This is a genomic window from Streptomyces sp. SID8352, from assembly GCF_009862265.1.
Classification (GTDB): domain Bacteria; phylum Actinomycetota; class Actinomycetes; order Streptomycetales; family Streptomycetaceae; genus Streptomyces.
Genome location: NZ_WWGX01000028.1, coordinates 26719 through 48316, shown reverse-complemented (window position 1 = coordinate 48316; position 21598 = coordinate 26719). Strand labels below are relative to the sequence as shown.

Here is a 21598-nt window from a genome sequence, read left to right as displayed (position 1 = left end):
GGCCCTCAGCCGCCGCCCCGGACACGGTGCGGGGCGGAACGGGGACCGGTCGGGCCGGGGCGTCCGGTGCGCGGCGGGCGGCTGCCCGCCCGGTACGGGGCCGGCCAGACGGCGCCCGGGCCCGCGTAGCCCTGCTCGGCCGCCGCGTGCAGGGTCCACTGGGGGTCGTAGAGATGGGGGCGGCCGAGGGCGCACAGGTCGGCGCGGCCGGCCAGGATCAGCGAGTTGACGTCGTCCCAGGAGGAGATCGCGCCGACGGCGATGACCGGTACGCCCGCCTCGGCGCGGATGCGGTCGGCGTAGGGCGTCTGGTACGAGCGCCCGAACTCCGGCCGCTCGTCGGAGACGACCTGGCCGGTGGAGACGTCGATCGCGTCGGCGCCGTGCGCGGCGAAGGCCCGCGCGACGGCGACGGCGTCCTCGGCCCGGATGCCGCCCTCGGCCCAGTCGGTGGCGGAGACGCGGACCGTCATCGGACGGTCCCCGGGCCACACCTCACGGACGGCGTCGAAGACCTCCAGCGGGAAGCGCAGCCGCCGTTCCGGGGAGCCGCCGTAGGCGTCCGTGCGGTGGTTGGTGAGCGGGGAGAGGAAGCCGGAGAGCAGATAGCCGTGCGCGCAGTGGAGTTCGAGCAGGTCGAAGCCGGCCCGCGCGGCGCGGGCCGCGGCCTCGGTGAACCGCTCGCGTATCGCGGTGAGTCCGGCGCGGGTCAGCTCGCGCGGGACCGCGCCGCCGGGCCGGTACGGCAGCGGGGAGGCCGCCGACAGCGGCCAGTTGCCCTCGGGGAGCGGCTCGTCCATGCCCTCCCACATCCGGCGGGTGGAGCCCTTGCGGCCGCTGTGTCCGAGCTGGACGCCGATGGCGGTGCCGGGGGCGTTCTCGTGGACGAAGCGGGTGATCCGGCGCCAGGCCCGGCCCTGGTGCTCGGTGTACAGGCCCGCGCAGCCCGGGGTGATGCGTCCCTCGGGGCTGACGCACACCATCTCCGTCATGACCAGCCCCGCGCCGCCGAGGGCCCTGGCCCCCAGGTGGACCAGGTGGAGGTCGCCGGGGACGCCGTCGGTGGCGGAGTACATGTCCATCGGGGAGACGACGACGCGGTTGCGCAGGGTCAGTCCGCGCAGCCGGAAGGGGGTGAACATCGGGGGCGTGCCGGCCGGGCAGCCGAACTCCCGCTCCACGGAGCCGGTGAAGGCGGGGTCGCGCAGCCGCAGATTGCCGTGGGTGACGCGGCGGCTGCGGGTGAGCAGGTCGAAGGCGAACTGACGGGGCCGGCGGGCGGCATGGCGCTCCAGGTCCTCGAACCACTCCCGGCTGGCCCCGGCGGCGCGCTGGGCGGAGGCGACCACGGGGCGCCGCTCCTCCTCGTACGCGGCCAACGCCGCCGGGACGGTGGGGTGTTCGTCCAGGCAGGCGGCGAGCGCGAGGGCGTCCTCGACGGCGAGCTTGGTGCCGGAGCCGATGGAGAAGTGCGCGGTGTGGGCGGCGTCGCCGAGCAGGACGGTGTTGCCGTGCGACCAGCGCTCGTTGACGACGGTGCGGAAGGTGGTCCAGGCGGAGCGGTGGGAACGCAGCGGACGGCCGCCGAGGGCGTCGGCGAAGAGGGCGGCGCAGCGTTCCACGGAGGCCGCCGGGTCGGGGGCGTCGAAGCCGGCGGCCCGCCACACCTCCTCGCGCATCTCGACGATGGCCGTGGAGGCGTCGGGGGCGTAGGGGTAGGCGTGCAGTTGCATCACGCCCGCGCCGGTCTCGGCGATCTCGAAGCGGAAGGCGTCGAGGGCGAAGTCGGCGGCGAGCCAGATGTACCGGCAGCGGTGGGGGGTGAGGCGGGGGCGGAACGCGGGGGCGTGGGCGGCGCGGACGGCGCTGTGGACTCCGTCGGCGGCCACCACGAGGTCGTACGAGAGGGCCAGCCGGGCCGGGTCCGGGGCGGGGGCGCCGAAGCGGAGGTCCACGCCGAGGGAGCGGCAGCGGGCGTGCAGGATCCTCAGGAGCCGGCGGCGGGCGAGGGCGGCGAAGGCGTGGCCCCCGCAGGTGTGGCGGACGCCGCGGTGGACGATGTCGATGTCGTCCCAGCGGACCAGGGCGGGGTCCAGGGCGGCGCGGATCTCGGGGTCGGCGTCCGCGATGCCGCCGAGGGTCTCGTCGGAGAGGACGACGCCGAAGCCGAAGGTGTCGTCCGGGGGGTTGCGTTCCCAGAGGGTGACCTCGCGGTCGGGGGCGAGGCGTTTGAGGAGGGCGGCGGCGTAGAGGCCACCGGGGCCTCCGCCGGTGATCGCGATGCGGAGGGGGTGGGGGTGGGGTGGGGGGTTCCTCGCGGCGCGGTACGGGTTCCTCGCGGGGCGGTGCGGGTCCCTCGCGGGGCGGTGGGGGTTGCCTTCGGAGCCGTGCGGGTTGGCTTCGGAGCCGTGCGGGTTCCTCTCCTCGACGTGCGCGGTTCCCCGCGCCCCCTCCGGCACGGTACCCGCCGGGAGCGTTGACCCCGTGGAGGGTGTCCTGCCGGACGGAGGTGCCTCGCGCGGGCCCGCCCCCTCGACGTGCGCGGTTCCCCGCGCCCCCTCCGGCACGGTACCCGCCGGGGACGTTGACCCTGTGGGGGGTGTCCTGCCGGACGGGGGTGCCTCGCGCGGGCCCGCGCACTCGACGTGCGCGGTTCCCCGCGCCCCCTCCGGCACGGTACCCGCCGGGAGCGTTGACCCCGTGGAGGGTGTCCTGCCGGACGGAGGTGCCTCGCGCGGGCCCGCCCACTCGACGTGCGCGGTTCCCCGCGCCCCCTCCGGCACGGCGCCCGCCGGGAGCGTTGACCCCGTGGAGGGTGTCCTGGGTGGTATCGGTTCGTGCGTGGTCATCGTCCCTGCCACTTCGGGGGGCGCTTCTCCGTGAAGGCCGCGTGGAATTCGGCGTAGTCCTCGCCGTTCATCAGGAGGGCCTGGGTCGCGGCGTCCAGTTCGACCGCCGCCGCCAGGGGCATGTCCAGCTCCGCCGTGAGCAGCGCCTTGGTCTGGGCGTGGGCCAGGGCCGGGCCCTCGGCCAGGCGGCGGGCGAGCCGCCCGGCGGCCTCGTCGGCGCCGCCCTCCTCGGTCAGCTCGCTGATCAGGCCGATGCGCTCGGCCTCCGCCGCGCGGACCGTCTCGCCGAGCATCAGCAGCCGCGTCGCGTGGCCGAGGCCGACCACCCGGGGCAGCAGATAGGCGGCGCCCATGTCGCCGCCGGACAGGCCGACGCGGGTGAAGAGGAAGGCGAACCGCGCGGTCGGGTCCGCCACCCGGAAGTCCGCGGCCAGCGCGAGCACCGCGCCCGCCCCGGCGGCGACCCCGTGGAGGGCGGCCACCACCGGGAAGGGGCACTCCCGCACCGCCCGCACGACCTGCCCCGTCATCCGGTTGAAGTCCAGCAGCGCGGCGGTGTCCATGGCGAGCGTGGCGCCGATGATCTCGTCGACGTCCCCGCCGGAGCAGAAGCCTCGCCCCTCCCCCGCCAGCACCAGGGCCCGCACCGCGCGCTCCCGGGACAGCTCCGCGAGCAGGTCCCGCAGGTCGGCGTAGGCGGCGAAGGTCAACGCGTTGAGCCGGTCGGGGCGGTCCAGGGTGACCATGGCGACACCGTCGGCGAGACCGACGCGCAGATGCCTCCACCGCGGGGTGCGGGCGGCGGAGCCGGTGAAGGGACTCATGACGGGCGGCCTCCTGGGACGGCGGGCACGGCATCACGGAGCGCTGCACCTCCGACGCTATCACCATTCTGTGACTGCCGTCACGAGTGCGCGATAGAAGGACGGCGCGGCCCCTTCCCCAGGGCGGCCGGCTCACCCGCGCGGGCCCCCTCCGCGACCCGCGCGGAGCGGACCCGTACCATTCGTGTGGTTGAAAGCAGGACAGGACCGCCTGCTCCATGAACGGAACCGCCGTGCACGAACGTTTCCCCGCGCCCGTCCCCGCCTCCTGGCGCATCGCGCTGCCGCACACCGCCGCGGCCGTGCCGACCGCCCGCGCCCTGGTCCGCACGGCGCTGGCGGAGGGGGAGCTGTCCGCCGACTGCGACACCGCGGAGCTGCTCACGGCCGAGCTGGTGGCCAACGCGGTCGAGCACACGGCGGGCGGAGCGCCGATCGAGCTGGTGGTGGAGCTGCTGCCGACCGGCTGCCAGGTCGAGGTGCACGACGGGGACCCCTCACCACCCGCCGACCTGACCCGGCCCGACCTGGAGCCGCCCGACCCCTGGCAGGAGCACGGACGGGGGCTGCTGCTGATCCGCACCCTCAGCTCCTCCTGCGGACACCGCCCCACCGGCTCGGGCAAGGCGGTCTGGTTCAGGCTCCCGGCGGTACCGGCGCAGCGCCGACGCCAGGCATGAGCCCCGCGCCCCGGGCAGGACGCCGGGCGTGAGCCCCGCACCCCGGGCGGAGCCGGAACGCAGACGCCCGTGACCGGCGCACACCCGGCTCCGGCCCGCCGCGCGGAAGGCGGCGGGCCGGAGCCGGGAGGCGGGCACGGGCGGAAGCGGGCGCCGGCCGGTCCGGGAGCCGGGCGGGCCCGGCGGCGGCGCGGGCCGCGTCAGGCGGTGGCGCGGCCGAGCGTGGCGACCAGCACGGCCTTGATGGTGTGCAGCCGGTTCTCCGCCTCGTCGAAGACGACTGAGTGCGCGGACTCGAAGACCTCGTCGGTGACCTCCAGGCACTCCAGCCCGTGCGCGGCGAAGATCTCCTGGCCCACCTGGGTGCCCAGGTCGTGGAAGGCCGGCAGGCAGTGCAGGAACTTCACGTCCGGGTTGCCGGTGGCGCGCAGCACGTCCATGGTCACGGCGTACGGGGAGAGCGCGGCGATCCGCTCCTCCCAGACCGCCTTGGGCTCGCCCATCGACACCCAGACGTCGGTCGCGACGAAGTCCGCGCCCCGGACGCCCTCCGCGGTGTCCTCGGTGAGCGTGATCCGGGCACCGGAGGCCCCGGCCAGCTCGTGCGCCCGGTCGACGACCTCCTGGGCGGGCCAGTAGGCGCGGGGGGCGACGATGCGCACGTCCATGCCGAGCAGGGCGCCGGTGACGAGATAGGAGTTGCCCATGTTGAAGCGGGCGTCGCCGAGGTAGGCGAAGGCGATCCGGGACAGGGGCGCGGTGGAGTGCTCGGTCATGGTGAGCACGTCGGCGAGCATCTGGGTGGGGTGCCAGTCGTCGGTGAGACCGTTGTAGACGGGCACCCCGGCGTACGCGGCCAGTTCCTCGACCTTCCGCTGGCTGTCGCCCCGGTACTCGATGGCGTCGTACATCCGGCCGAGCACCCGGGCGGTGTCCTTCACGGACTCCTTGTGCCCCATCTGGGAGCCCGACGGGTCCAGGTAGGTGGTGGAGGCGCCCTGGTCGGCCGCGGCGACCTCGAAGGCGCAGCGGGTGCGCGTCGAGGTCTTCTCGAAGATCAGCGCGATGTTCCGGCCCCGCAGGTACGGCGTCTCGGTCCCGGCCTTCTTGGCGGCCTTCAGCTCGGCGGCCAGCTCGACCAGACCGCGGAACTCCTCGGCGGTGAAGTCGGTCTCCTTGAGGAAATGGCGGCCGGCGAGGGCGGTCGGGACTGTCGCCATGGGGGTCGCTCCATCGGTACGGGGGGACGGGGAACGACTGGAAGTCTATACGAGGAGTCGAATTTATATACAGCCCCCCTGTGTCCCCCAGGTGCCCTCTCCGGGCTGCCCGCCGAGCGCCCGCCCGACGGTCCGCTCCCGTCCCGGCCCGCCCGGCCCGTCCCGTGCCCCGCTCCGCGCCGTTCACGCGCCGCGCGCGGACGCGCACCGCAGGCGGCTCCGGAGCGGGCACCGCGCCGCCCCGGCCGCCCCGCGCCCATGGAAGGCGCGGGACAGCCGGGCCCGACGGGCCATCGGACCGGACGGACCGGACGAGGCAGACGCGACAGCCAGACCGGACGGGTCAGACGGGTCAGACGGGTCAGACGGCGGAGCGTTCCACCGGGCAGCTCATGCAGCGCGGGCCGCCGCGGCCCCGGCCCAGCTCGCTGCCGGGGATCTCGATCACCTCGACACCCTGCTTGCGCAGATGCGTGTTGGTGGTCACGTTCCGCTCGTAGGCGACGACGACCCCCGGCTCGACGGCCAGCACGTTGCAGCCGTCGTCCCACTGCTCGCGCTCGGCCGCGTGCACGTCCTGGGTGGCGGTCAGCACCCGGATCTCGCTCAGCCCCAGCGCGGCGGCGATGGCGCGGTGCATGTGCTCCGGCGGGTGGTCGGTGACCTTCAGGTCCCGCTCCCCCGCCCCCGGCTCGATGGTGTACGAGCGGAGCATGCCGAGCCCGGCGTACTGGGTGAAGGTGTCGCCGTCGACCATGGTCATCACGGTGTCGAGGTGCATCACGGCCCGCCGCTTGGGCATGTCCAGCGCCACGATGGTGCGCGCGGACCCGGCGGCGAACAGCTTGTGGGCGAGCATCTCGACGGCCTGGGGCGTGGTGCGCTCGCTCATGCCGATGAGGACGGCGCCGTTGCCGATCACCAGGACGTCCCCGCCCTCGATGGTGGAGGGGTAGTCCGCCTGGCCCTCGGACCAGAGGTGGAAGGTCTCGTCGCGGAAGAGCGGGTGGTGCCGGTAGATCGCCTCGAAGTGCACCGTCTCCCGCTGCCGGGCGGGCCAGCGCATCGCGTTGATGGAGACGCCGTCGTAGATCCAGGCGGAGGTGTCGCGGGTGAAGAGGTGGTTGGGCAGCGGGCCGAGCAGGAAGTCGTCCAGTTCCATGACGTGGAAGCGCACGGAGGCCGGCTCGGGGTGCGCGTCCAGGTACTCCCGCTTGGTCATGCCGCCGACCAGCACCTCGGCCAGTTCGCGGGCCGGCAGGGGCTCGAAGGCGGCCCGGAGGTGGTCCGTGGCCAGGACCCCGTACTCCTTCTCGTCGAAGACCCGGTCCAGGACGAGCCGGCGGGCCGCCGGGACGGCGAGGGTCTCGGTGAGCAGGTCGCCGAAGAGGTGCACTGCGACGCCCCGGTCGCGCAGTACGTCCGCGAACCCGTCGTGCTCGGCGCGCGCCCGGCGCACCCAGAGCACGTCGTCGAAGAGAAGGGCGTCCTTGTTGCTGGGGGTGAGCCTTTTCAGCTCCAGATCCGGCCGGTGCAGTATGACGCGGGTGAGCCGCCCGGCCTCGGAGTCGACGTGGAATCCCATGCCCCCATCCTGACCAACCGGAGGCGGATTCACCCCCTGCCGTGCGCGGGGAGATGCCGGGGTGCCCTCCGGGGCGCGCGGGGAGCGGCGGCGGGCGGCCGGTGTGGCGGGGGTCCGCGGCGCCCCCGACGGCCCGTGCCCCACCCCGGCGAGGCGCCCGGGGCGCCGCACGACGGGGGTGCCGCACGACGGGGGTGCCGCACGACGGGGGTGCCGCACGACGGGGGTGCGGCGCCCCCCCGGGGGCGAGGGCCGGCCCGGGACGGGGGTCACAGGCGCGGGTCGACCGGCTCCGACTCCAGTGCCAGGACCCCGAACACCGCCTCGTGGACCCGCCACAGCGGCTCCCCGTCGGCCAGCCGGTCCAGCGCCTCCAGCCCGAGGGCGTACTCGCGCAGGGCCAGCGACCGCTTGTGGTGCAGGGACCGCCGCCGCAGCCCGGCCAGGGTCTCCGGGCGGGTGTACTCGGGACCGTAGACGATCCGCAGGTACTCGCGGCCCCTGCACTTCACGCCGGGCTGCACCAGGCGGCCCTTCTCCGTGCGGGTGAGCGGGACGACCGGCTTGACGACCATCCCCTCGCCGCCCCGGCCGGTCAGCTCCAGCCACCAGTCGACACCGGCGCCGACCGACGCGGGGTCACCGGTGTCGACGTACAGCCGCCGGGTGGTGCGCAGCAGGCCGCTCGCGTCGTGCTCGACGAGGCGGTCGAGGAGGGCGAGCTGCTCGTCGTGCGGCAGGGCGGCCAGGCTGCGGCCCCGCACGGCGAGGATCTGGAACGGCGCCAGCCGGACGCCGTCCAGGCCCTCGGTGGGCCAGCAGTAGGGGCGGTACGCCTCGGTGAACGCGTCCGCGTCGGCGGCCCGTCCGCGCTGCCGGGCGAGCAGGCCGCTCACGTCCACGCCCCTGGCGGCGGCGCCCTCCAGGGCGCTCAGCGCGGGCGGGAACACCGCCCCGGAGGCGGCGCCGACCGCGGCGTACTGGGAGCGCAGCAGCCCCGCGGCCTTCATCGACCACGGCAGCAGCTCGCCGTCCAGCAGCATCCAGTCGGTGTCCAGCTCCTCCCAGAGCCCGGCCGCGCCGATCGAGGCGCGCAGCCGGTCCAGGATCCCCTCGGTGAGCGCCGGGTCGTCGAGGAACGGGCGTCCGGTGCGGGTGCAGAGCGAGCCGGTGGGGCCGTCGACGCCGAAGCGGGCGCGGGCCGCGTCGGCGTCGCGGCAGACCAGCGCCACGGCCCGGGAGCCCATGTGCTTCTCCTCGCACACCACCCGCGCCGCGCCGTCGGCCGCGTACCCGGCGAACGCCTCCCGGGGGTGCTCCAGGTAGCCCTCCTCGGCGGAGGTGGCGGCCGGTGCCATGGTCGGCGGCAGATAGGGCAGCAGCCTCGGGTCGATCGCGAAGCGGCTCATGACCTCCAGGGCCGCCGCCGCGTTCTCCTCGCGCACGGCGACCCGACCGGCGTGCCGGGTCTCCACCGCGCGGCGGCCCCGTACGTCGGCCAGGTCCAGCGGCCGTCCCTCGCGGCCGCCGGGCGCCTCGGTGAGGAGCGGGCGGGCCGGCTCGTACCAGACCTGCCGGGCCGGTACGCCGACCAGTTCCCGCTCGGGCCAGCGCAGCGCGGTCAGCCTGCCGCCGAAGACGGCGCCGGTGTCGACGCAGAGGGTGTTGTTGAGCCAGGCCGCCTCGGGCACCGGAGTGTGGCCGTAGACGACGGCGGCGCGGCCCCGGTACTCCTCGGCCCACGGGTGGCGCACGGGCAGCCCGAACTCGTCGGTCTCGCCGGTGGTCTCCCCGTACAGGGCGTGGCTGCGGACGCGGCCGGAGGTGCGGCCGTGGTACTTCTCGGGCAGCCCGGCGTGGCAGACGACGAGCCGTCCGCCGTCGAGGACGTAGTGGCTGACGAGGCCGTCGATGAACTCCCGCACCTCCGCCCGGAACTCCTCGTCCTGCTCCTCCATCTGCGCGATGGTCTCGGCCAGTCCGTGGGTGGGCCGGACCCTGCGCCCGTTCAGGTGGCGGCCGTACTTCTGCTCGTGGTTGCCGGGGACGCACAGGGCGTTGCCCGACTTCACCATGGCCATCACCCGGCGCAGCACGCCGGGGCTGTCGGGGCCCCGGTCGACGAGGTCGCCGACGAAGACGGCGGTGCGGCCGTCGGGGTGGACGCCGTCGGCGTAGCCCAGCCGGACGAGCAGCTCCTCCAGTTCGGCGGAGCAGCCGTGGACGTCGCCGACGATGTCGAAGGGGCCGGTGAGGTGGGTCAGGTCGTTGAACCGCTTCTCGGTGACGACGGTGGCCGCCTCGGCCTCGGCGGCGCCGCGCAGGACGTGCACCTTGCGGAACCCCTCGCGCTCCAGGTGGCGCAGGGAGCGCCGGAGTTCGCGGACGTGCCGCTGGACGACCCTGCGGGGCAGGTCGGCCCGGTCGGTGCGGGTGGCGTTGCGCGCGGCGCACACCGCCTCGGGCACATCCAGCACGACGGCGATGGGCAGCACGTCGTACGTCCGGGCCAGCTCGACGAGTCGGCGCCGCGCGTCCTGCTGCACGTTGGTCGCGTCGACGACGGTGCGGCGTCCGGCGGCGAGCCGCTTGCCCGCGATGTAGTGCAGGACGTCGAAGGCGTCGCGGCTCGCGCTCTGGTCGTTCTCGTCGTCGGCGACCAGGCCCCGGCAGAAGTCGGAGGAGAGGATCTCGGTCGGGGCGAAGTGGCGCCGGGCGAAGGTGGACTTGCCGGAGCCGGAGGCGCCGATCAGCACGACCAGGGAGAGGTCGGTGACGGACAGGGCGCGGGGCCGCGCGGCGGCGGCCGGGGGCGCGGTGGTGGTCTCGGTGCCGGTCATGCGGCCGGGGCCTCCCTCTCGGTCTCCGGGGTGCGGGGGATACGGATGGTGCGGGGGACACGGGTGCTGCGGGGGACACGGGTGATGGCGCGGGGGACGCGGGTGACCGGGACGGTCCCGGCGGACCGGACCGCCCCGGGGGTTTCGGCGGTCGCGTGGGTACGGGCCGTCCCGTCGTCCGGGGCGGCGGCGGGCGCCGGGCCGGACCCGGGGGGACCGGCCGCCGTCCCCGGGGCGGGCACACTCCCCGGAGCGGTCGGGGCCTCAGGGACGGCCAGGGGGTCGGGGACGGGGGACGTGGCGCGGTGCGCCCCGGCGCGGTGCGGGTCCGGGGTCCCGGGGGCCAGGGTGAACACCGCCATCTGGGTGGGCGGGCCCACCTCGGGGTCCTCGGTGCCGACGGGCCGGAACCCCACTCCGTAGCCGTGCCGTTCGGCCACGGCCGCGGCCCAGGCGCGGAACTCCCCGCGGGTCCATTCGAACCGGTGGTCCCGGTGCCGCACCTGACCGGCCGGAAGGCTCTCCCACCGCACGTTGTACTCGGCGTTGGGCGTGGTGACGACGACCGTGCGGGGACGGGCCGCGCCGAACACCGCGTACTCCAGGGCGGGCAGCCGGGGCGGGTCGACGTGCTCGACGACCTCGCTGAGCACGGCCGCGTCGTAGCCCTTGAGCCGTTTGTCCGTGTAGGCGAGGGAGCCCTGGAGGAGCGCGACCCGCGCTGCCTGCCGCTCACCCATCCGCTCCGGCCGCAGCCGCCGGGAGGCGATGGTGAGCGCGCGCACCGAGACGTCCATGCCGACGATCTCCGTGAACCGCGGCTCCTTGAGCAGCTCCCGCACCAGGTGGCCCTCGCCGCAGCCGAGGTCCAGGACCCGGGCGGCGGCGGCCTCCCGGAGCACGGCGAGGATCGCCTCGCGCCGGAGCACCGCCAGCGGGGTGGGCCGCGCCTCCTCCTCGGTCTCCTCGGCGACCGCGTTGTCGATCTCCTCGACGCCGATGTCGTCGGCCTCGGCCAGCCGGACCAGCTCCAGCCGCTCCATCGCCTCGCGCGTGAGCGACCAGCGGCGGGCCAGGAAGCGGCTGGTGATCAGCCGCATCTCGGGGTGCCGGTGGAGCCAGGCGCCGCCGGCCCGGAGCAGCTTGTCCACCTCGTCGGCGGAGACCCAGTAGTGCTTGGCGCCGTCCAGGACGGGGAGCAGGACGTACAGGTGGCGCAGCGCCTCGGAGAGGGTGAGCGCGTCCGACTCCAGGACCAGCCGCACGTACCGGGAGTCGCCCCAGTCGGGGAACCGGGTGTCCAGCGGCACCGGTTCGGCGGTCACCGCCCAGCCGAGCGGCTCGAAGAGGCGCCGTACGAGCCGGGGACCGCCCCGGGCGGGCAGCGCCGGGACCTCCACGCGCAGCGGCAGAGGCGCGGCGGCGCGCTCCGGACGCGTCGCGCACACGCCGCGCATGGCGCTGGAGAAGACCTTGCCGAGCGCCACGGCGAGCAGTGAGGAGGCCGCGTACGGGCGGTCGTTGACGTACTGGGCGAGCGCGGCGTCGGGCGCTCCGCCCCGGCCCTTGCCCCTGCCGCGCCGGACCAGCGCCACCGTGTCCACCTCCAGCAGCAGCGCGGCCGTGCAGCGCTGCTCCCCCGCCTCGGGGTAGACGACGTGCGCCGTACCGAAGGAGGTGGAGAACTCCTGCGCCTTGTCGGGGTGCTTGTGCAGCAGGAAGCCGAGGTCGGACGCGGGGCGGTCGGGGGTTCCGGTGGTGGTGAGGGTCAGGAACATGCGGAGGGCCTCTCCGGCGCTGGTGGAAGGGGGTGACGGTCGGGTGCCGTGAGCGCGCGGGAGCCCCCGGGGATGGGACCCCAGGGGCTCCGGCGGGACGACGGCCACACCATCCCACAGGCCGGCCGGGCGGCGCCTTCGGTTATCCACGAGGGGGTTGACCGGGCGGCGGGCGGCCGGGCGCGCGCCGGGACGGGCCGGCGCGCGGGGCGGTCAGGAGAGCTGGCTCTGCACCTGGGAGGAGATCAGCTCCAGGTGGTCCAGGTCATGGAGGTCGAGGACCTGGAGGTAGATCCGCTGCGAGCCGACGGCGGCGTAGCGGCCGATCTTGTCGACGACCTCGGCCGGTGAGCCCGCGAGGCCGTTGGCCTTCAGCTCGTCGACCTCGCGGCCGATCACGGCGGCGCGCCGGGCCACCTCCGCGTCGTCCTTGCCGACGCAGACGATGAGGGCGTTGGAGTAGGTCAGGTCGTCCGCGGGACGGCCGGCCTCCTGCGCGGCGGCCCGCACCCGGCCGAACTGGCGCTCGGTGTCCTCCAGGGAGGCGAAGGGGATGTTGAACTCGTCGGCGTAGCGGGCGGCGAGGCGCGGGGTGCGGGTGGCGCCGTGGCCGCCGATCAGCACCGGCACCCTGTCCTGGGCGGGCTTGGGCAGTGCGGGCGATTCGGTCAGCTCGTAGTGGGTGCCGTGGAAGTCGAAGGTCTTGCCGGTCTCGGTCGCCCAGAGGCCGGTGATGATGGCGAGCTGCTCCTCCAGGCGGCCGAACTTCTCCTTGGGGAAGGGGATGCCGTACGCCTTGTGCTCGTCCTCGAACCAGCCCGCGCCGAGGCCGAGTTCCACCCGCCCGCCCGACATCTGGTCGACCTGGGCGACCTGGATGGCGAGCACGCCGGGAAGCCGGAAGGTACCGGCGGTCATCAGGGTGCCGAGGCGGATGCGGCTGGTCTCGCGGGCGAGTCCGGCCAGGGTGATCCAGGCGTCGGTGGGTCCGGGCAGCCCGTCCACGGCGCCCATGCGGAGGTAGTGGTCGGAGCGGAAGAAGGCGTCGAAGCCGAGGTCCTCGGTGGCCTTGGCCACGGTGAGCAAGGTGTCGTAGGTCGCGCCCTGCTGGGGCTCGGTGAAGATTCGCAGATCCATCCCCCCATCCTGCCCGCTCGGGGACCGGCCGCCGCTCTGCCACCCCTGTCACCGGCCCGTACGCACTCCCGGCGGGTGAATCCCGGCCACACGTCCGGGACGGGCGCGGGACCGGTGCGCGCGGGGGCGGCGACCGCGCGCGAAGGGGGCGCGGCGGCGGGCGGAGGGGCGGGGGCGTGCCGGGTGGTGAGCGGGTGCGGTGGGTGCCGCGGCGCGGCCCGCGGCGGTGGGCGCGGGAGGCGGCTCCGATGCGGGGCGGCGGCTCCGGCACGCGGCGCCCGGCCGACGCGGAGCCCGGCGCGGGTCGGACACCGGGTCGGACACCGGGACGGGGCCGGGCCGATGCCGAAGGTGGCACCGAGGTGGTGCCGGAACAGGTGCCCGAGGTAGTGCCCGAGGTGGTGCCCGAGGTGGTGCCGGAACAGGTGCCCGGCGTGGTGCCGGAGGCGGTGTGCCGAGGGGCGGGCGGACCCGGCGGGTCAGCCGGCGCCGCGCGCGGACGCCGATATGGACCCCCGGCGCGCGGGCTCCCGGTCGGCCAGTTTGCGCAGCATCTCCAGGACCCGGTCCCGGGACTCGTCGGCCGCGTCGATGGCCTCCATGCACTGCCAGTACGTCCCCTCGTCGTCGGCCGCGCAGGCGATGCCGACCAGGGCCATGCCGGTCTGGCCGAGGAGGGTGCCCAGGCAGGTCAACGCCTGCCTGGCGTCGCCCAGTTCGGTGAGCTGGGCGGCGCGCAGCTCACCGGGGGCCAGGTCCGGGGTGTGCAGGACGCCGCAGCCGCGCCCCGCCAGCTCCGTCAAACCCAGGGCCTCGCCACGCAGTTCGGGCGGTCCTAAGACGGCCAGCCTGCTGCCGATCGCCTGCGCGAGGGCCTGGGCCTGCCACACCTCCGTCAGGATGTCCGGAACCCCGCCGCCGGCCGCCAGGGCATGCCCGCTCGTCACGATGAGCCGCACCGCGTCCATTCGCTGTCCCCGTCTGTTCCGGACGCGCGCGGGGCGCGTCCACCCGAACTCCGTTGCTCACTACCCAGAGTGAGGGTTTGTGGGACGAAAAGCCAGAGGAAGGGGGAAATCTTCGGACAAGAAATCGCCGCAGCCCATGTTTTCGAACGCGGAGAGTGATAGTGGAGTGGATTACTCCCCGCTTCCTCCCCTTCCTCCGCGCTTCTCCTCCCCGTCACCGCGCGCCGGATCACCGCCGGAGCCCGGCACCGGGAAGCGGCTCTCGTTGCGGTCGATCTTCGCGTCGAGCGCGGCCAGCGGGTCGACGCCGAGCACCTCGCAGAACTGGAGCAGATACGCCAGCACGTCCGCGACCTCGTCCCGGACGCGGTGCGCGGTGCCGGGGTCGTCCATCACCCGCGCCGACTCCTCGGGCGTCAGCCACTGGAAGATCTCGACGAGTTCGGACGCCTCCACGCTGAGCGCGGCGGCCAGGTTCTTGGGCGTGTGGTACGGCTGCCAGTGCCGCGCGGCGGCGAACGCGGTCAGCCGCCGCCGCAGGGTTGCCAGGTCGGGGGTGTCATCGGTCACGGGTCAAGGTGTACCACCGTGATCCCGTCCTCCCCCTGGGCCCAGGCGGCGTCGGAGACCGCGGCGACCAGGCGGACCCGGCCCCGCTCGCACATCCGGGCGGCCAGGCGCAGGAGTTCGGTGCGCTGCCGGGCGTCCAGGCCGCGGTCGAGGCCGTCGGTCAGGACGGTGAGGGTCTGGAGATCGGCGGGCACCTCGCCCGCGGGGTCGGCGTCCAGGAGGCCGGGACCGGTGAACAGGACCAGGGCGAGGGCGAGATAGCGCAGTTCGCCGTGGCCGAGGCGGGCCAGACCGGTGCGCACCCCACCGCCCCGGTCCAGCAGGGCGCGGACCACTCCCCCGCCGTCCGGCTCCGCGAGGACGTCGACGACCGGGCCCGCGCAGCCGGCCCGCACCGAGGCCACGAACTGGGCGTGCCGGAGCCCGCATTCGGCACGGGTCCGCCGGAGCACGTCCGCCAGGTTGTCGCAGCCGCCGAGCAGCCGCCCGGTCCCGGCGGGCACCGGCTCGCGCATCCGGCGCGGGCACGGGTCGCAGGCGTAGACGGAGCGCAGGGCGACCACCATCTGCTCGGCGGCGGCGAGCACCCGGAGCTGGCCGTCGGTCCTGCCCGCCACCCGCAGCGGGAGCAGCGGGGTGCCGAGCCGGTCGTCGGGCAGCGGCGCGCGCGTCACCGGCGCCGATCCGGCGGTGAGCCAGGCCGCCTGCACCGCACGCCGCCCGGGGTCGCGCAGGGCGGTCTGCAGCAGGACCACCCCGTCGGCCGTCAACCGTTCGCCCACTACGCGCAGTTCGGGTTCGGCCTGCACCGCCACATCGAGCCGGACGGGTCCCGCGGGGCCGTCGGCCGTGCAGCCGATGCGGAAGCCCCGGCGGTGCTGGGCGTCGGGCCGGGCCCGCTCGGGGACGCAGGCGCCGGGGTCGGGGAAGACCTCGCCGAGTTCGGCGCCGCCGCCCAGCCGGGCCAGTGCCTCGTAGGCCCGCAGCGCGCTGGACTTGCCGCTGCCGCTCGGCCCGGTGAGCACGGTCAGCGGACCGATCGGGATCTCGGCCCGCCGGTGCCGGGCGAAGGCGGACAGCCGCAGCTCCGTGACGCGCGGGCGCTCCGGGCGCGGCGGGTCGGCAACGGCGGTCGGCGGGGGCACACATGGCACGGCCATGAGCGGACCGTAGGACTCCGCTCCGGCGCGGAACCGTTCCGCCTCCCGCACGTTCCCACGATCGGGCGACGGCCCCCGACCCGGCGCCGACCGCCGTCATCCGGCCCGCGGGCGGGACGATGGGCCCGGCGGAGACCAGCGGCGCGGCGCAGACGGGCGGCGGCGCAGACGGCGGCGCGGCGGAACGGGGCGGACGGACGCCGCGCGCCCCGGACGGGAACGGAGCGCGGGCCCCGGGCGCCGTGGACGCCCCGGGGCCCGTGCGGGCGTCCCTCAGATGCCGGGGACGGCGGCGCTCTCCATCAGTCCGTTGACCTCGGTCCCGGCCGGGGTCAGCAGGAAGACGTTCCGGTCGACCCGGTGCATGCCGCTCGCCAGGCCGAACACCACGCCCGTGCTGAAGTCCAGGACCCGCTTGGCGACCTCGGTCTCCGCGCCGGTCAGGTCCAGCAGCACCGGGATGCCGGACATCAGCGTCTCGGCCACGTCCCGGGCGTCCGCGAACACGTTGACCCGCAGGACGACGAAGCGGCGGCGCGCCGCGGTCTCCGCGTCCGGTATCGACCGATGCCCGACCGACGACGGCCAGGCGTCGCGTCCTCGCAACGGAACGACCTGGGCGAGCCCTTCCCACTGTTCATCGGTGACGTCGTAGCTGTTCACCGGCTCCCCCGATTCCACTCGCCTTCATTGCGTGCACCAGCCAATTCTTACGCCAAGTCACCCGTTCGGCCCAACCCCGACACCCTCGGCCGCACACCCCGCGCGGCCTGCGGAACATCCCCCTCCGGAGGGCGTGGCGCCCGCCGTCGGACCAGGTGTCGGTGGTCCCCCGCAGGAGGGAATGGACGTCCGGCCGTCGTGCGAGGGGGGAAGCCGTGGACGCCATGACGCCAGGTGGACCGTGGAGGTGTCCGGCCTGCCGCTCTTCCGGCGGGGAGCACGTCTCCGCGCGCCCGGACACACCCGCGCAGGACAGGCCTGCGCCCATCGATCCGGAGCACACCGACGACGCGGTCCCATCGTACGGGCAGGGGTTCCCCCGCCGACCGGCGCGTACCCGCTCGGGACCGCGCCATGCCCGTGACGGCCCGTCCGGTGGCCGGAATCAGGCGGTCCCACCGGCCCCGGGAAGGGCGCGGAACGGGTGCGCGGGGCGCCGTCCCGCCGACCCCGGGGCAAGCCTTCGCCCCCGTGAACGAAGCGGGTTCCACGGGGGCTTCGGCCACGGCCGCGCCGCGCCCGCGAGCGGGTCCCGGCGGGCCGGTGTCCCGGTTCAGACGCGGGCGGACTCCTCCTGACGGCTGGCCAGCGCCCAGATCACGAAGACGTCGATCGCCATCATGATCACGGACCAGATGGGCAGGTACGGCAGGAAGAGGAACTGGGCGATGAGGCTGAGCGAGGCGATGACGATGCCCGCGAACCGCGCCCAGGCCATGTCCTTCAGCAGGCCGTATCCGGTGACGAGGACGAAGGCGCCGAGCACCAGGTGGACGATGCCCCAGCCGGTCAGGTTCATCTCGTAGATGTACGTGCCGACCCGGGCGTACACGTCGTCCTTGGCGATGGCCGCGATGCCCTGGAGGACGGAGAGGGCTCCGTTCAGCAGCAGCAGTACGCCCGCGAAGACGACGCCGCCGGTCACCCATCCACGGGAATGGCCGGAAGTGTACGGGGGCCGGGGGGCGCCGCCGTCACCGCCGTGAGCGCTTCTGCCGGAGCCGGGGGCCGCGTACTGGCTCATGAGCTGGGTCCTTTCTGCGTCTCCCCCGTACGGAGATCCGGGCGGACGGCGCGGGCGGCGCCGCCGACGGATCGTTCCGAGCCTGCGGGCGGCGGGGCCGTCCGGCCACGCGGCGGGGCCGAACGGGTGAACCGGGCCCGGGGCGCGCGCGTGCGGCCCCTCACGGCCTCGCGTTAACTGAGCCGCACACGCGAACGCGCAACGGGCCACCACCGCCGGCCCGGGCGCCAGGACGGCGGCAGAGGAGGGTCCCGTGACAGGTCGACGCCCCGGGACGCGGCGCCGCGGGGACGGGGGCCGGAGGGCCGCGGGACCCGGCCGGCGGACCGGGCCGCGCGCGGTACGGCGGGAACGCCCGGCGGAGGGGCGCGGGCCGGGACGGGGCGCGCGGCGGAGGCACCGATGAGCGCACCCGGGGACCCGGGTGCGGGGCCGGAAGGCACCGGGCCGGAGGACGTCGGACCGGAAGACGCCGGGCCGAGGGATGTCGGACCGGAAGGCACCGGGCGTGCCGTCGACGGGCCCCGGAGCGCTTCTCGCGGCCGGGCGAAGGCTCCTGGCGGGCCAGGCGATGCCACCGGCGGACCGGAGCGGGCGGGCGACGGGGCGGGAGCCGGGACCGGCGGGACCGGCGGGACCGACAGCGCCGACGAGACCGGCGGGACCGACGAGACCGGCGAGACCGGCGAGACCGGCGAGACCCGGAACGTCTCCGACGAGGCGCGCGCCGAGACCGGCGGAACCCCGAACGCTTCCGGCGGAAAGGGAGCCGGGGCCGGCGGGGCCCGGAACGCTTCCGGCGGAACGGACGGTGGGGGTGACGCCGCGTCCGACGGGTCCGGTTCCGGCGGCGGGCGGGACGGGACGCCCTCGCTGCGGGCCCTCCTGCTCACCCCCGGCTACCGGCGGCTGTTGCTGCTGAGCGTACTGCTGGGCATCCCCGTCTCGCTGGCCTGCTTCTTCTTCGTCGGACTCCAGCACCAGCTCCAGCACTGGGTCTGGACCTCGCTGCCCGAGGCCGTCGGCTACCGCGTCCCGCCCTGGTGGTGGCCGCTGCCGACGCTGCTGCTGGCCGGGCTGGTGCTGGCGCCGATCGTCACCCGGATGCCCGGGGCGGGCGGCCATCTGCCGGTGAACGGGCTCGGCGGCACGCCGGTCGGCCCCCGGGAGCTGCCGGGCACGGTCCTCGCCGCCCTGGCCACGCTGCCGCTCGGCGTGGTGCTGGGTCCCGAGGCGCCCCTGATGGCCGTCGGCAGCGGGCTCGCCCTGCTGGCGGTGCGGCGGGTGGGGGCGGACGCGGACGCCAGGGCGAGCGCGATCGTCGCGACGGCCGGTTCCACCGCCGCGATCTCCACCATCCTGGGCGGTCCCCTGGTGGCGGCGGTGCTGCTCGTCGAGGGGGCCGGGCTCGGCGGCGCCCGGCTGGTCGCACTCCTGCTGCCCTGTCTGCTCGCCAGCGGGACGGGAGCGCTGGTGTTCACCGGCTTCGGCCAGTGGACCGGGCTGAAGATCGGCGCGCTGGCCCTGCACGAGGTGCCACCGAACGTCGGCCCCGACGCGGGCGACTTCCTCTGGGGCGTACCCACCGCCGCACTGATCGCGGTCCTGGTCACCCTCGCCCGTGCGCTGGGCCGCCGCACCGTGTCCTACACCCGGCACCGCACCGCCGTGCGCACCCTGCTCTGCGCCGTGGCGGTCGGCGGCTGCGTCACCGCGTACGCCCTGATCACCGGCCGCGATCCGGCGGAGGCGGCGCTTTCCGGCCAGGCCGCCCTCGCGCAGATCGCCGCGCAGCCGCACGCCTGGTCCGTCGGCGCCCTCGTCGCGCTGGTCGCGTGCAAGGGGCTGGCCTGGGGCATCGCCCTGGGCGGTCTGCGCGGCGGCCCGATCTTCCCCGCCGTCCTGCTGGGCACGGCGACCGCGATGGCCTGTTCCGGACTGCCCGGCTTCGGCGCGACCCCCGCCCTCGGGCTGGGCATCGCCGCGGCGGCCACAGCCGTGACGGGACTGCCGCTGGCCGGCTCGGTGCTCGCGGTGCTGCTGATCGGCGGGGACGCGTACGAGCAGATGCCGCTGATCGTCATCGCCTCGGTGGTGGCCTTCGTCGTCGCCCAGGTGATGCCCCGGACCGTCCGGAGGCACCGGGCCGAGGGGACTCCGCGCGCGCCGGGCACGGCGGACGCCACGGGCGCGGCGCGATGAGCGGGCACCGCGACCCGTCCGACGGAGGAACCGGATCGGGGACGCCCCGGGGCGGGACGCACGGGGACGGGGCGCACGGCGACGGGGCGCCCGAAGGCCCCGCGTCCGGAAGCGGGGCCTCCGGAAACGGGGCGTCCGGAAGCACGGAAGACGGCGGTCGCGGAGCACCCGTGAGCCCGCCCGCCGGGAACGGCGGAGGGACCGGAAGCGGGACGCCCCGGCACGACGCGCCCCGGGGCGGCGGGGCGCCGGAGGACGGGAACACGGGTGGCGGCGGAACGCCTGAGAACGGAAGGCGGGGAACCCACGGGAGTGCGCCCCCCGCGGACGGCGGAAGGCCGGGGCGCGGAGGCGGCGCGGCGTCAGGCCGCGGGAACACCGGGGGCGGCGGAGGCGGGGGAACGCCGGGGGGCGGTGGCACCGGCGGGGGGCACGGGAGGCGCGGGCACGCGCACTCCTCGGGGGCCGCGCGGCGCACCGTGCGGTTCTGGCTGGTGCGGGGGGCCGCGGCGGTGGGCACGGGGGTCGCCTATTTCCTGCTCCCGCTCGACCGACTGGGTCCGGAGCGGCCCGCTCTGAGCTGGTCCCTGTTCACCCTGCTGCTGGTCTCGGTGGCGGCGCTGCTGCTGCGGGAGATCCGCCGCGTCCTCACCGACCGGCCCGGCGCCCGGCCGGGGCTGGCCATCGCGCTGCTGGTGGTGCTGTCGGTGCACGTCTTCGCCGGGGCGTACTACGCCCTCGCGAAGGAGCCCGGCGCGTTCGTCGGGCTGCGCACCCGTCTCGACGCGCTGTACTTCACGGTCGTGACGCTCGCGACCGTCGGCTACGGGGACATCACACCAGCCGGCCAGACGGCCAGGGTGGTGGCCGTCCTCCAGATCGTCTACAGCTTCGTGTTCCTCACCGCGGCGGGCACGGCGCTCTCCCGGCGGGCACAGGACCTGGTGACCCGGCGTTCGGAACGGGAGGGGCACCGGTGACGGCCCCCGGGGCCGGGCGCCGGGCGGCACCCGGGCCGGGTGGGGGGGCACACGTGCGGAACGGGGGCCGTGGCGGCCCCCGTCCACCGGTCCGCCGTGCGCTCCGCCGAGCGCACGCCGGACCCGTTCACACACGATCAGGCGGGGCAGGCCCCGAGGTCTTCCCAGACGCCCCAGTCGCCGGTGGTGCCGGGCTCGTCGCCCTGGACCCACCACTTGGCGCGCCAGTTGCGGCCCTTGTGGGAGACGGTGTCGCCTCCGGTGTAGACCCTGGTGGAGGCCCAGGCCGTGGCGGTGCAGGTGCCGTTGTCGCCACCGCCGCCGTTGTTGCCGCCACCGCCGTTGTCGCCACCGCCACCGGTGCCGCCGATGTTCACGTCGATGCAGGAGTAGAAGGCGTTGCCGGTGTCGGACACGTTCCAGACGGCCAGCACCTTCTGCTTGCCGGTGAAGCTGCCGAAGTTCACCTGGTGGCTCACGTCGGGAGCGGGCTGGGCGTTGTTGCCCTTGAACTCACCGATCTTCGTGTTGCCGATGAAGTACTGCCAGTTGGCGGTCGCGTGGCGCGCGGTGTGGTGCCACGTGAAGGTGTAGGTGGAGCTGACGGGGGTGACGCGCCAGCCCTTGTTGTCGTCGTCCAGCTCCCCGAACTGGGCGTTGCCGCCGCTGCAGCTCTTGAGGCCCTTCGGCCCCTCGACGCTCTGCGGCTCGTACTTGATCTGGCCGCACTGGACGACGCCCGCGGCACACTGGTCCTGGCGGCTGTTGGGCGAGGTCACCCAGCCGTGGGCACTGGCGGAGCCGGCCGGGAGGCTGACGGCGAGCAGTGGAGCGACCAGGGCCCCGACGGCGAGGGCCGCTCGTCTTTTCGTGTTCATGACATGCACTTCCTTCGATGCTCTTGCCGAGACTTGGTCTAGACCTGAGGTGCGCTAGGTCTAGACCATAGCGGCCAATGGGGCCCGGTCAAGAGATAGCGCGTACCGAACTGCCGTGCGCGGCGACCAACTTCACACATCCCCCGTCCATCACAACTTCTTCAGCTATTGGTCTAGACA

General features: G+C 75.3%; 16 protein-coding genes. 3 read left to right on the top strand and 13 right to left on the bottom strand.

Annotated elements, in window-relative coordinates; translation table 11 throughout:
• Positions 1–5 precede the first annotated feature (5 nt).
• Together GTY84_RS08965 and GTY84_RS08960 are read right to left on the bottom strand one after the other, a co-directional pair.
• The gene (locus tag GTY84_RS08965) at positions 6–2282 is read right to left on the bottom strand and encodes a bifunctional salicylyl-CoA 5-hydroxylase/oxidoreductase (protein ID WP_345943376.1); all 2277 of its coding nucleotides are present in this window, start codon (positions 2280–2282) and stop codon (positions 6–8) included.
• 563 nt (positions 2283–2845) lie between these two features.
• Positions 2846–3673: an enoyl-CoA hydratase family protein gene (locus GTY84_RS08960; RefSeq protein WP_161225611.1), complete on the bottom strand. Its 828-nt coding sequence runs from the start codon at positions 3671–3673 to the stop codon at positions 2846–2848.
• Positions 3674–3891: 218 nt separating this feature from the next.
• Between GTY84_RS08960 and GTY84_RS08955 the strand changes: the two genes are divergently transcribed.
• Positions 3892–4353, top strand: a complete 462-nt coding sequence (locus GTY84_RS08955; protein WP_161225610.1) for an ATP-binding protein — start codon at positions 3892–3894, stop codon at positions 4351–4353.
• A gap of 200 nt (positions 4354–4553) precedes the next feature.
• Here the strand turns inward: GTY84_RS08955 and argF are convergent, their stop codons facing one another.
• From argF to GTY84_RS08905, 10 genes are all read right to left on the bottom strand, one after another.
• Positions 4554–5573, bottom strand: coding sequence for an ornithine carbamoyltransferase (gene argF, locus GTY84_RS08950; protein ID WP_161225609.1), 1020 nt, complete (start codon positions 5571–5573; stop codon positions 4554–4556).
• Between the two features lie 361 nt (positions 5574–5934).
• Complete coding sequence (locus tag GTY84_RS08945) at positions 5935–7158, bottom strand: arginine deiminase (RefSeq protein ID WP_161225608.1); 1224 nt, start codon at positions 7156–7158, stop codon at positions 5935–5937.
• Positions 7159–7427: 269 nt separating this feature from the next.
• Positions 7428–9998 (bottom strand): polynucleotide kinase-phosphatase, encoded by a 2571-nt coding sequence (locus GTY84_RS08940; protein ID WP_161225607.1) that lies wholly within the window; start codon positions 9996–9998, stop codon positions 7428–7430.
• A complete protein-coding gene (locus GTY84_RS08935; protein ID WP_237532145.1) occupies positions 9995–11776 on the bottom strand; it encodes a 3' terminal RNA ribose 2'-O-methyltransferase Hen1 in 1782 nt (593 codons plus the stop codon). The genes GTY84_RS08940 and GTY84_RS08935 overlap by 4 nt, the downstream gene beginning before the upstream one ends.
• Positions 11777–11989: 213 nt before the next feature.
• Positions 11990–12913 (bottom strand): LLM class F420-dependent oxidoreductase, encoded by a 924-nt coding sequence (locus tag GTY84_RS08930; RefSeq protein ID WP_161225606.1) that lies wholly within the window; start codon positions 12911–12913, stop codon positions 11990–11992.
• A gap of 479 nt (positions 12914–13392) precedes the next feature.
• On the bottom strand, positions 13393–13881 hold the full coding sequence (locus GTY84_RS08925) for a DUF6099 family protein (RefSeq protein ID WP_161225605.1): 489 nt from the start codon (positions 13879–13881) through the stop codon (positions 13393–13395).
• A gap of 171 nt (positions 13882–14052) precedes the next feature.
• Positions 14053–14451 (bottom strand): nucleotide pyrophosphohydrolase, encoded by a 399-nt coding sequence (locus tag GTY84_RS08920; RefSeq protein WP_161225604.1) that lies wholly within the window; start codon positions 14449–14451, stop codon positions 14053–14055.
• Positions 14448–15611 (bottom strand): ATP-binding protein, encoded by a 1164-nt coding sequence (locus GTY84_RS08915; RefSeq protein ID WP_161225603.1) that lies wholly within the window; start codon positions 15609–15611, stop codon positions 14448–14450. The genes GTY84_RS08920 and GTY84_RS08915 overlap by 4 nt, the downstream gene beginning before the upstream one ends.
• Before the next feature lie 273 nt (positions 15612–15884).
• Positions 15885–16292, bottom strand: coding sequence for a cell division protein SepF (locus tag GTY84_RS08910; RefSeq protein WP_161225602.1), 408 nt, complete (start codon positions 16290–16292; stop codon positions 15885–15887).
• A gap of 595 nt (positions 16293–16887) precedes the next feature.
• Complete coding sequence (locus GTY84_RS08905) at positions 16888–17358, bottom strand: hypothetical protein (protein ID WP_161225601.1); 471 nt, start codon at positions 17356–17358, stop codon at positions 16888–16890.
• A 912-nt stretch (positions 17359–18270) separates the two neighbouring features.
• On the opposite strand from GTY84_RS08905, the gene GTY84_RS08900 reads away from it, so the two are divergent.
• Positions 18271–19560: a chloride channel protein gene (locus GTY84_RS08900; RefSeq protein WP_237532144.1), complete on the top strand. Its 1290-nt coding sequence runs from the start codon at positions 18271–18273 to the stop codon at positions 19558–19560.
• A gap of 512 nt (positions 19561–20072) precedes the next feature.
• Positions 20073–20540: a potassium channel family protein gene (locus GTY84_RS33585; RefSeq protein ID WP_345943370.1), complete on the top strand. Its 468-nt coding sequence runs from the start codon at positions 20073–20075 to the stop codon at positions 20538–20540.
• A gap of 137 nt (positions 20541–20677) precedes the next feature.
• Here the strand turns inward: GTY84_RS33585 and GTY84_RS08890 are convergent, their stop codons facing one another.
• A complete protein-coding gene (locus GTY84_RS08890) occupies positions 20678–21418 on the bottom strand; it encodes a lytic polysaccharide monooxygenase (protein WP_161225599.1) in 741 nt (246 codons plus the stop codon).
• Positions 21419–21598 lie beyond the last annotated feature (180 nt).